Below are 9,973 nucleotides of genomic sequence, written 5' to 3'. Positions count from 1 at the left end.
GGAGTGGGAGTAAGATTCTGGTATCTGGGTATGGCATCTGCCGATGATAGATCGCGATATGCCTACGGTAGCCTGCGCGATCGCTGATTCAAGGAACTGCTTACTACTTCCTTTCCCCAGATTTATCTGCGGGGCCAATTCTTCAATCTAAAATCTAAAATCTAAAATCTAAAATCGAATGATTTGACATCCTCCCCGCCCTAGAAGTCCGGGGATTCCAAACATCACTGTTTGGGCTTCCTCTTTCCACGACTCGACTTACCAGGAGGAGTTTCCTCACCCAAGCAGAGGTCGATATCTCCAGAGGCGTTTAACGTTGCCGTGTGTCCCACGGTACGAAGTCCTAACTCCAATATGTTGATAGCTGCGTTCCAGTCTCTATCCTGCATATGACCGCAATGAGGGCATCTATGAGTACGCTGACTTAATGACTTTTTGACAACTTCCCCACAGTTAGAGCAATTTTGACTGGTGTAGTGCGGGGGAACGGCGACCGTTACCACTCCAAACACCTTACCGAAATACTCCAACCAGTTGCGGAAATTAGACCAAGCTGCATCAGAGATAGACTTGGAAAGCTTGTGATTTTTCACCATATTCCGCACCTGCAAGTCCTCGTAGGCAACCAAGTCGTTAGACTGGACTACGCACCTTGCTAACTTCACCGCAAAGTCTTTACGCTGCCTACTTACCTTGAGGTGCTTCCGGCTCAAACGGTTTCTGCTCTTAGCTCTATTGTTTGAGCCTTTTCGGGTTCGGGAAAGTCTCCTGTTTAGCCGCTTGAGTGCCTTTTCAGACTTCCTCAAATGACGGGGATTCTCAATCGTCTGCCCGTTGGAATCGCTATAGAAGTGAGTCAGTCCAACATCCAATCCAATGGTTTTACCTGTTGGTTCTCTCTTCTCAACCCGTTCTTGGTCAATGCAAAACTGTACGTAGTATCCGTCAGCCCTACGCACAACCCGAACTCGTTTAATCTGCTTCAACTGATAAAAGTGCAGGTCACGAGTTCCCCACAGTTTAAAACTTCCTGCTTCAAATCCGTCGCTGAATGTAATAGTTCGCCTATCTTCACTCAACTTCCAGCCTGTTGTTTTATATTCAACACAGCCGTGAGTTTGATGCTTCTTGAAACGTGGGAATCCCATATTTCCTGGCTTTTTCTTTTTACAGTTGTCGTAGAACCGAGAAATGGCAGACCAAGCACGTTCGGCAGATGCTTGCCTAGCTTGGGAGTTGAGCTTACCTGCGAATGCAAACTCTTTCCCCAGAACGGCGCAGTATGCACTCAAATCGTACTTTCCGATGTTTTTGTTGTCCATCCAGTATCTAAGACAGCTATTCCGAACGAACCTAGCAGTGTTGATGGCTTCATCTAGCCTTTCATACTGCTGCGAAGCTCCTTCAAGTTTTGCCTCAAATACCAACATACTTAGGCTGAGTGATTTAGCATAAGCGTATTATAGCCAAAGAAAGCCGTCCTAGAAGGACGGGGCTTTAGACCCATTATTTTGGTAACTGCTGGGGAAGAATACGAAGCCGATTTAGTCGCCAAGGTGAGGTTTCATGGTCAAGAGTCATTTTTCTTGATTCACACGGAACACCAATCCGAAGCGCGAGGGAACTTCAGCAAACGGATGTTTCGCTATTTTGCCCTTTTGTACGAGAAACACGATTTACCGATTTATCCCATTGCCTTATTTTCCTACGATGTGCCGCAACGTCCAGAGCCAACTTGCCATCGGGTTGATTTCCCCGATTTGCGAGTGCTGGAGTTTAATTATCGGGTAATTCAGCTAAATCGCCTCAATTGGCGCGATTTTCTGCGTTACCAAAATCCCGCAGCCAGCGCGTTAATGGCCAAAATGAAAATAGCGCCAGAGGATCGACTGCGAGTGAAATCTGAATGTTTGCGCTTGATGGCTACTTTAAAGCTCGATCGAGCGCGAATGCGTTTGATTTCCGGGTTTGTTGACACTTACCTGCGCTTATCTGCTGAGCTTCGTAGAGTTTGAGAGCCATCGCATTCGCTATTGCCCACCATCTTAGCGATCGTTTTGCCTGCGATCGCTAAAATATAAACTAAATATCAGCTAACTCTCAAAACCGACTCTTAACTATGACCCTCAAAGAATTAGAGCCCCAACTCCTTGCCTTAAATCCAGCCGAAAAAGCTCAAGCAATCCAACTATTAGTCCAAAGTTTAACTAACACTTGGCAAGGAATAGAAAAAACTCCTGGCGTGTGTGGTGGCGAAGCTTGTATCGCCAAAACTCGCATCCCTGTTTGGGTACTGGTGAATGCTCGCCGTTTAGGTATCAGCGAAGAACAATTATTATATGACTATCCAACTCTATCTGCTGCCGATTTAGCAAATGCTTGGGCTTATGCAGAAGCTTTTCCTAACGAAATTGAAATAGCGATCGACAAAAATGAGGAAGATTAACTGATGGCGCGTCTTTATGCAGACGAACAATTCCCAAGACTGGTAGTAGAATTGTTACGAAGTTTCGGTCACGACGTTTTGACAGTACAGGAAGCAGGAAAGGCAAATCTTAAGATTCCCGATGAAGAAGTTTTAGCATTTGCTGTCAGTGAAAAACGCGCTGTTTTGACTTTAAATAGAGAAGATTTCTTCCGACTTCACCGCTTACGACCAGAACACTTTGGGATTATTGCTTGCAAAGACGACTCGAATAGAGAGCGAATGGCGGCACGTATTAACGAAGCAATTTATGCTGAGGAAAGCTTGCAAGGAAAATTGATTCGCGTGATTCGTCCGTCTAGATAAATGGGAGGCGATCGCTTCCCACTCAAAACACATAAAGCTTCGTTTGTCAAGCTTATTTTACCAGCGAGTTAGTGCCGCTTTTCCCTTCACTCATATTTTCTTTGCGGTACAAATCTTTTTTCCCAATTCCGCAACAGCGATAAAATGTAACGGACTGTAACTTATAATGAGAACGACAAAGACGCAAGCACGAGTAAGGGTAGAACCATCGAATGCGAGTTGCGATCGCTGGAGCGGGTCTAGCAGGACTTTCCTGCGCCAAATATCTCACGGATGCGGGTTACACCCCGATAGTATTGGAACGCCGAGATGTACTGGGCGGTAAAGTTGCCGCATGGAAAGACGCAGACGGCGACTGGTACGAAACCGGACTGCATATATTTTTCGGGGCATACCCGAATATGTTGCAGCTCTTCCAAGAACTGGGCATCGAAGATCGGTTGCAGTGGAAAGAACACACGATGATCTTTAACCAACCAGATGCCCCCGGTACCTACTCTCGCTTTGACTTTCCCGATATCCCGGCACCGTTTAACGGAGTTGCAGCAATTCTCGGCAACAACGATATGCTCACCTGGCCAGAAAAGATCCAGTTTGGGCTGGGACTCATTCCTGCCATGATTAAGGGGCAGAAGTATGTCGAGGAAATGGACAAATATTCATGGTCGGATTGGTTAAAAAACCATAACATCCCTTTGCGGGTAGAAAAAGAAGTATTCATCGCTATGTCCAAGGCGCTGAACTTTATTAACCCCAATGAAATTTCTTCTACAGTACTGCTCACCGCTCTCAATCGCTTCCTCCAGGAAAAGAACGGTTCCAAGATGGCATTCTTGGATGGTTCTCCAACTGAACGCCTGTGTCAGCCGATCGTAGATTACATCACGGCACGGGGCGGCGAAGTGCGGTTAAATGCTCCAGTCAAAGAGTTTTTGCTCAATGAGGATGGCACTGTCAAAGGTTTCCTCATGCGCGGTTTAGATGGTGCAGCAGATGAAATTTTAACCGCCGATATTTACGTTTCCGCCATGCCAGTAGATCCGCTGAAGGTGATGCTACCCGAACAGTGGAAGCAAATGGAATTCTTCCAAAAGCTAGAGGGGTTAGAAGGTGTGCCGGTCATAAACCTGCATTTGTGGTTCGATCGCAAACTCACAGATATCGACCATTTACTATTCTCCCGTTCCCACCTGCTCAGCGTTTACGCTGATATGAGCAACACCTGTCGGGAATACGCCAATCCCGATCGCTCCATGCTGGAATTAGTCTTAGCACCAGCACAAGATTGGATCTCCAAATCCGATGCAGAAATTGTGGCGGCAACAATGGAAGAACTCAAAAAACTCTTCCCCGACCACTTCGCCACAGATAACCCAGCCAAATTACTTAAATATCACGTCGTAAAAACCCCGCGCTCAGTCTACAAGGCAACTCCAGGACGACAGGCGCACCGACCATCCCAGAAAACACCGATAGCAAATTTTTATCTTGCTGGTGATTTCACCATGCAACGTTACCTAGCGAGTATGGAAGGAGCAACACTTTCTGGTAAGCTGACAGCGCAGGCGATCGCTGAAGCTCACCCCCAAACCGAGTCACAAGCAACCAAAATCCCGACAATCTCCCAGCCTGCGACAAATGCTGCAACTGTCTAATACCCCTCGTATGAGAACGCTGGCCTCTTTGGAGAACGCTTACGAACTCTGTCGTCAGATTACTGCCAAATACGGCAAGACATTTTATTTGGGCACCTTATTGATGCCAGAAGATAAGCGTCGCGCCATCTGGGCAATTTACGCATGGTGCCGTCGCACCGATGAACTGGTGGATGGCCCCCAGGCCAGTACGACAACGCAAGAAACTTTGGATAGCTGGGAACGCCAGTTAGAATCCGTGTTTGCCGGTCATCCCGTGGACGATCAAGATGTGGCTTTAGTCGATACGGTGCAACATTTCCCGATCGATATTCAGCCATTTCGGGACATGATCGAAGGGCAACGAATGGACTTATACCGCAGTCGGTATCAAACTTTTGAGGAATTGAACCTCTACTGTTACCGAGTGGCGGGGACAGTTGGGTTGATGTCCACAGCGGTGCTGGGGGTGGATGGCTCCGATCGCACAGCGCCTTGGAACAAGGACGATCGAATTTACATTCCCACAGAAGAGGCGATCGCATTGGGAGTTGCCAAACAGCTGACCAATATTCTCCGCGATGTTGGCGAAGATGCCCGTCGGGGTCGCATCTACATTCCCTTAGAAGAATTAGCTTTGTTTAATTACACGGAGGAAGACCTCTTCAAAGGTGTAGTTGATGACCGCTGGCGCGAATTGATGCGCTTCCAAATTCAACGGGCACGCAAGTATTTTGCCATCTCGGAAAAAGGTATCAAGGCACTCAACCCCGATGCGCGTTGGCCAGTTTGGGCGGCGATGATGCTCTATCAGCAGATTTTAGATGCGATCGAACGCAATCAGTACGATGTCTTCGGGCAAAGAGCTTATGTTTCTACCCCCCGCAAGATGCTGTGTTTGCCGATCGCTGCTATGCGAGCAAAAGTGCTTTAGCTTCCCCTGCCAATGTGGCAGCATATTTTGTGTCCGATCTCAAACAATAGGCGCAGTTGTTTTATTACCACAACCGCGTCTATTTATCAATAATTACCACCAAGTAAAGCTGTGAGGCCAGTTTTTTAACTTTGGATCTAAACAAAGGGGTTTCAAGCCTCCCATTTTAAGGGCAATCATCAAAAAATTTTGACGAATATTGTAGAGATGTTTCATAAAACGTCTCTACAATATTCAAAGCCCAGCCAATCCAAAATCCAAAATCTAAAATGCTTTTTCAGCCTCAGTTTGCCGCTTCGTCAAGATTGACGTGTCCTTGGAAAGCGCCGCTAGGCGAAGTTGCCGCCTCAGCCTTTTCCGTGGAGAGCGCAAATTGGACTGCTGGCTCTTGTTCCATCATTTCCTGATGGCGTGCCACATTGGGAAACTCGCTCGCTACATCGAACAAGCGTTTTCCCCAGCGGGACATAGCATAAAGGTACGGATCGAGTACGCTGCGCGTGCCGTTGAGTAGATACTCGTGGCCTTCCAAATTATCGTTCACGAAGGCGAACTGCTTCTTAATTTGCTCTACTGCTGCCTCTTTGACTGAGGGATAGGATGCTTCGTCTTTTACGTAGCGGAAGGCGACAAAGTAGGGGTAAAAGGCAACGTGAAAGCCACTTCCCAAGTAAGAAAGCCATTGGTGCAGCGAATCGCGATCGGCTGAGCCGATCGGTGGCACAAGCCCTTTATCTGGCTGTCGTTCTGCTAAATGCAGCAAAACAGCGCTATTTTCTGCCACAAATCTGCTGCCTGTACGTAAAGCAGGCACTTTACCTTGGGGATTGACTCGACGAAACGTTTCTCCGGCACGCACTGCTGGGTCTACACGGCACAGTTGATATGGCTCACCCAGCCACTCCAGCACAACCTGGCCTGACAGAGAACACGCTCCGGGACTGTAGAAGTAGAGAATATCCATTTCGATGCTTAAAACTCAAGAATTTTTAAGATTCTGCGAGCATTGCTAGCAGGATTAGCACAAAAGTCATGACTATCGTCTTGAGATATTTTACCAGACTCAAAATTACAGATTTTCTCTCTCAATATTAAGAATTGTCCAGATTAGCAATACGCGGCAATAATTTGCACAAAATATATTAACGCCCAACCTCTAGCTGGTTGAGCGAACAGACTGCGCGATCGCAACCTTTATTCTTTAGCTCAATATCGATCGGCTTACTGGGCGGCTTTCCCTTTTTCCAAAGCTTTTTTGACCAGATCGTCAGAAACGTTGCCGACACCTTCAGATGCAGGGTTAACATCCCTTGCCATATCTATGTAGTCATCTGGGTTGTCGGTCGGTTCTGCTTTAAATGTGGTTTCTTGCGGTTGGCGTACTTCAAATTGAGGTGCTGTCGCCGCTGCTGCCGCTTGTGTACCTGCCCCCGTGCGATCGATCTCGCTAACGCTGAAAGCTTTTGATGCTTCGTAATCAGCATTTACATCAACTTCTGGAGCTTTCTCTGCACCTGCAACTATATTTTCAGCCGCTAGCTGAGCGTCATGGGTTGGTGCTTCGTTTGGTTTGGGATTCACTTTTTCAGCCATAATTTTCTCCTATTTTTAGCTCGCGAGTTTGCTAAAAAAAATTGCTGCCCCACGAGTGGTTGGTATTTTTCTATTCGTGCAATTAATACTAACTAAACCTCATCGCTCTTTTCGACTCTCTTAGGATAGATATCCTATCGCTGTTTTAAAAATAATTTATCTACCAAAATGAAGGGAGGAAACTATTTCTCTTGGTGGGCGATTACCATAAAATAAATCTGATATTTCTAAAAGGAAATAGTTAAATTTCATGGGAAAAGTTCATGATTGCAGGCCAAAACACCATCAAGTCTCAAGCTCTTTCACAAGAAACACAAAAAGTTGTGGGTGCCTTTGAAGCGCTGAATACCGACGCTAAATTAGCGCTGCTTTATTTTATTTATGAAAAAATGGGAGACTCAATCACGCCAGCAGCCCCAACAGCAACCGATCCCGAACTAGCACCTAAATTGCTGGGAGACTTTTACGAATTATCAGATGACGATCAGCTGGCAGTAATGCGCCAAATTGTGAATCGCGAAGACACAGAATATTCCCGTGCCTACGGTGCTTTAAAAGAAAACAATCAGTTGATGGTTTGGTATGCTTGGGCGCAGGCTATGGGTGAAACAGTAGTAGACTTGCCCCAAGGTTATCAAGCAACGAAAGCGATCGACGATGCCCTTTCCCAAATTGAAAAACTGGACTTTGAAGGACAAATCTCGGTTTTGCGTACAGTAGCCGCTAACATGGGCTACACCGACGTTAAGCCAATTCCCAGTCAAGCTGAAACAGGTAAAACGCCCAGTCTGTAGATTGCCAGGTATAGAATAACAGCAGGGCTATCTAGCTTACCAGATAGCCCTGCCTTTATCGGTGTTAAATCGTAAATTAGAGCCCCGGAAGCTCGAGCCCGCTGGTCAACTCTTCCATACGACTCCGCATCGTTGCAGTAGATTTTTCATAAGCATCTTTCATCGCCGCCGCAACAGTTGCAGAAAGGGCTTCTGCTCCTTGTCCGAGAGCGTCTGGAGAAATTACAACGCTACGGGGTTCTTGGTTACCGTTGAGAACGACCTTGACCAAACCGTCTTGAGACTTTCCTTCAATTTGCATTTGCTCCAATTCTTCTTGAAGCTTTTTTGCACCTTCCTGAACCTGCTGAGCTTTCTTAAAAGCTTCGGCTAGTTCTTTCATTTTTCCCAGACCGAAGCCGAATCCCTGTTTCTGTGACATAGCTTGATTGACTGCGTGTACCTACCTGATTTTGACACAGGCGATCGATAATAGGCGAAGAGTTATGGCTAATACAGCTCGCCAATTACCCATCACCTCTAAACAGGTTGAAAGTCTCCGAGAATTTTCACCTCCGGTTCTAACCGCAAAGACCAATGTTCCTCGACTTTATACTGCACATAGCGAATCAGTTGAAAGATATCGTTAGCCGTTGCCCCGCCGCTATTGAGAATAAAATTAGCGTGGCGTTCTGCGACGGTAGCACCGCCGATGCGATGACCTTTGAGACCGATTTGCTCAATTAACCACCCAGCTGCGTGGGGTTTTGGATTGCGAAACACACTGCCGCAGCTAGGCTTGTTATAAGGCTGGGTACTGTGACGCTGCCTGAGATGTTGGGCAGTTGATGCCATCACCGTTGCTGGGTCTGCTCCCGTTTCCAGTTGGAAAGTAACCTGCGTTACCAAACGTTTGTCACCTTGCAGTATAGAGGTGCGGTAGCTGTAACCCAGGTCTTCGCGAGTGAGAACTTGAATACTACCGTCCGGGCAAAGTACGTGAGCGTTGACCAGAGTATCCGCAGTACAGCTATTGTGAGCGCCTGCATTCATAACCGCAGCACCGCCAACAGTGCCAGGAATGCCAACTGCCCATTCCAGACCTTGCCAACCGCGCTCAGCGGCTTGCCATGCCAGACGCACTAGGGGTTCTCCAGCAGCGGCAGTCACTTGACCGGTTTGTGGGTCGAAGTGAGTGGAACGAAGATGGCGAGTGCAGATGACAAGACCGGACAGACCGCGATCGCTCACCAGCAAGTTTGAGCCTGCGCCCAGCAGAGTAATCGGTAGATCTTTGGATATTGCCCATTCAAAACTTGCTTCTAACTCGCTCAACTGCCTGGGAGCGACATACCACTCTGCTGGGCCACCTACTTTAAACGAAGTCAGGCTGGCCAGAGAAACCCCAGACTTAATCGCACACTCCGTACCGGGAAGATAAAGAGACGTTTCTTTTGGCTGATTGATTTTGATGTGAGGGGCTTGGGAGCTAGCCACTTTGAGTGCTTGGGAGAAGTGATTGGAGACAGTCATAGCTGATTGCATATGCCCTAAAACCTGGAGGCAAACATATTTTTTGGCACTTTCTTAGGCGCTGCGGCGACATTCTTGATGTACATCTCGACCGACCTTTTGATAAAAGGCGATCACTTCCGGGATTGCCTGATTGAGATTTCCAGCTCCCAGAAACAGGGCTAGATCGCCAGGGCGGAGATTTTGAGTCAGAAAGTCATACACCGACTCAAGAGAAGGTTGGTACGTCACTTGAGGGTGATGTTTGGCAATCTCTTCCGCCACCAGCTCGCCGCTGATTTGGCCTGGGTTTTGTTCGCCTGCGCTGTAGATATCCGTGACGATCGCCAGGTCGGCATTTTGGAAGCACTGACCGAATTCCGATAAAAACGTCAGCGTGCGACTGTAACGGTGAGGTTGGAAGATAGCTACAACCCTTCCAGACGAAGACTGCCTCAATTCCTTCGCTTGAATGCGTGCGGCTGCTAGCGTAGCGCTAATTTCGCTGGGGTGATGGGCATAGTCATCGATAAACCGGATGCCATTGACCTCTCCGCGATTTTCAAAGCGACGGCGAGCTCCTTCAAAGGTGGCGATCGCTTGCGCGATCGTCGCAAATTCCAAGCCTAAGTGGCGACCGACAGCTACCGCTGCCAATGCGTTACTGAGATTGTGTCGGCCCAGCAACTTCAAATTCAACTGCCCCAGGACTTTTCCTCGCTCCCAAACCCTTGCC

The 9,973-nt window shown here is 47.6% G+C and carries 12 protein-coding genes; 6 read left to right on the top strand and 6 right to left on the bottom strand.

Annotation, left to right across the window (positions count from 1 at the left end; genetic code table 11):
* Nucleotides 1-224: 224 nt before the first annotated feature.
* Nucleotides 225-1,430, bottom strand: coding sequence for an RNA-guided endonuclease TnpB family protein (locus tag H6S82_RS07765; protein ID WP_190473023.1), 1,206 nt, complete (start codon nt 1,428-1,430; stop codon nt 225-227).
* An 81-nt stretch (nt 1,431-1,511) separates the two neighbouring features.
* Between H6S82_RS07765 and H6S82_RS07760 the strand changes: the two genes are divergently transcribed.
* The 5 genes from H6S82_RS07760 (at nt 1,512) to crtB (ending at nt 5,359) form a co-directional block, all read left to right on the top strand.
* Entirely contained in the window at nt 1,512-2,015 is a 504-nt protein-coding gene (locus H6S82_RS07760; RefSeq protein WP_190474099.1) for a hypothetical protein, read from the top strand.
* A gap of 104 nt (nt 2,016-2,119) precedes the next feature.
* Nucleotides 2,120-2,446, top strand: coding sequence for a DUF433 domain-containing protein (locus tag H6S82_RS07755; protein ID WP_190474097.1), 327 nt, complete (start codon nt 2,120-2,122; stop codon nt 2,444-2,446).
* A 3-nt stretch (nt 2,447-2,449) separates the two neighbouring features.
* On the top strand, nt 2,450-2,791 hold the full coding sequence (locus tag H6S82_RS07750; RefSeq protein WP_190474095.1) for a DUF5615 family PIN-like protein: 342 nt from the start codon (nt 2,450-2,452) through the stop codon (nt 2,789-2,791).
* A gap of 212 nt (nt 2,792-3,003) precedes the next feature.
* The gene (pds, locus tag H6S82_RS07745; protein ID WP_190474093.1) at nt 3,004-4,446 is read left to right on the top strand and encodes a 15-cis-phytoene desaturase; all 1,443 of its coding nucleotides are present in this window, start codon (nt 3,004-3,006) and stop codon (nt 4,444-4,446) included.
* Nucleotides 4,430-5,359 (top strand): 15-cis-phytoene synthase CrtB, encoded by a 930-nt coding sequence (crtB, locus tag H6S82_RS07740; RefSeq protein ID WP_190474091.1) that lies wholly within the window; start codon nt 4,430-4,432, stop codon nt 5,357-5,359. The genes pds and crtB overlap by 17 nt, the downstream gene beginning before the upstream one ends.
* A 283-nt stretch (nt 5,360-5,642) precedes the next feature.
* Here crtB and H6S82_RS07735 read toward each other — a convergent pair whose 3' ends face one another.
* Together H6S82_RS07735 and H6S82_RS07730 are read right to left on the bottom strand one after the other, a co-directional pair.
* Nucleotides 5,643-6,323, bottom strand: a complete 681-nt coding sequence (locus H6S82_RS07735) for a glutathione S-transferase N-terminal domain-containing protein (protein ID WP_190474089.1) — start codon at nt 6,321-6,323, stop codon at nt 5,643-5,645.
* 257 nt (nt 6,324-6,580) lie between these two features.
* Nucleotides 6,581-6,952 carry a hypothetical protein gene (locus tag H6S82_RS07730; RefSeq protein ID WP_190474087.1) on the bottom strand — a complete coding sequence of 124 codons (372 nt, stop codon included), beginning with the start codon at nt 6,950-6,952 and terminating at the stop codon, nt 6,581-6,583.
* A gap of 263 nt (nt 6,953-7,215) precedes the next feature.
* Here H6S82_RS07730 and H6S82_RS07725 point away from each other — a divergent pair, with 263 nt between their 5' ends.
* Complete coding sequence (locus H6S82_RS07725) at nt 7,216-7,746, top strand: orange carotenoid protein N-terminal domain-containing protein (RefSeq protein ID WP_190474085.1); 531 nt, start codon at nt 7,216-7,218, stop codon at nt 7,744-7,746.
* A 76-nt stretch (nt 7,747-7,822) separates the two neighbouring features.
* Here the strand turns inward: H6S82_RS07725 and H6S82_RS07720 are convergent, their stop codons facing one another.
* From H6S82_RS07720 to H6S82_RS07710, 3 genes are all read right to left on the bottom strand, one after another.
* Nucleotides 7,823-8,167 carry a YbaB/EbfC family nucleoid-associated protein gene (locus tag H6S82_RS07720; protein WP_190474084.1) on the bottom strand — a complete coding sequence of 115 codons (345 nt, stop codon included), beginning with the start codon at nt 8,165-8,167 and terminating at the stop codon, nt 7,823-7,825.
* A 98-nt stretch (nt 8,168-8,265) separates the two neighbouring features.
* Nucleotides 8,266-9,258 (bottom strand): UDP-N-acetylmuramate dehydrogenase, encoded by a 993-nt coding sequence (gene murB, locus H6S82_RS07715; protein WP_190474082.1) that lies wholly within the window; start codon nt 9,256-9,258, stop codon nt 8,266-8,268.
* A gap of 54 nt (nt 9,259-9,312) precedes the next feature.
* On the bottom strand, nt 9,313-9,973 hold a 661-nt coding region (locus tag H6S82_RS07710), incomplete at its 5' end, for a cyanophycin synthetase (RefSeq protein WP_277926390.1).

The sequence above is a fragment of the Planktothrix sp. FACHB-1355 genome, assembly GCF_014748295.1.
GTDB lineage: Bacteria > Cyanobacteriota > Cyanobacteriia > Cyanobacteriales > Aerosakkonemataceae > Aerosakkonema > Aerosakkonema funiforme_A.
This window is presented reverse-complemented; position numbering and strand designations above follow the sequence as displayed.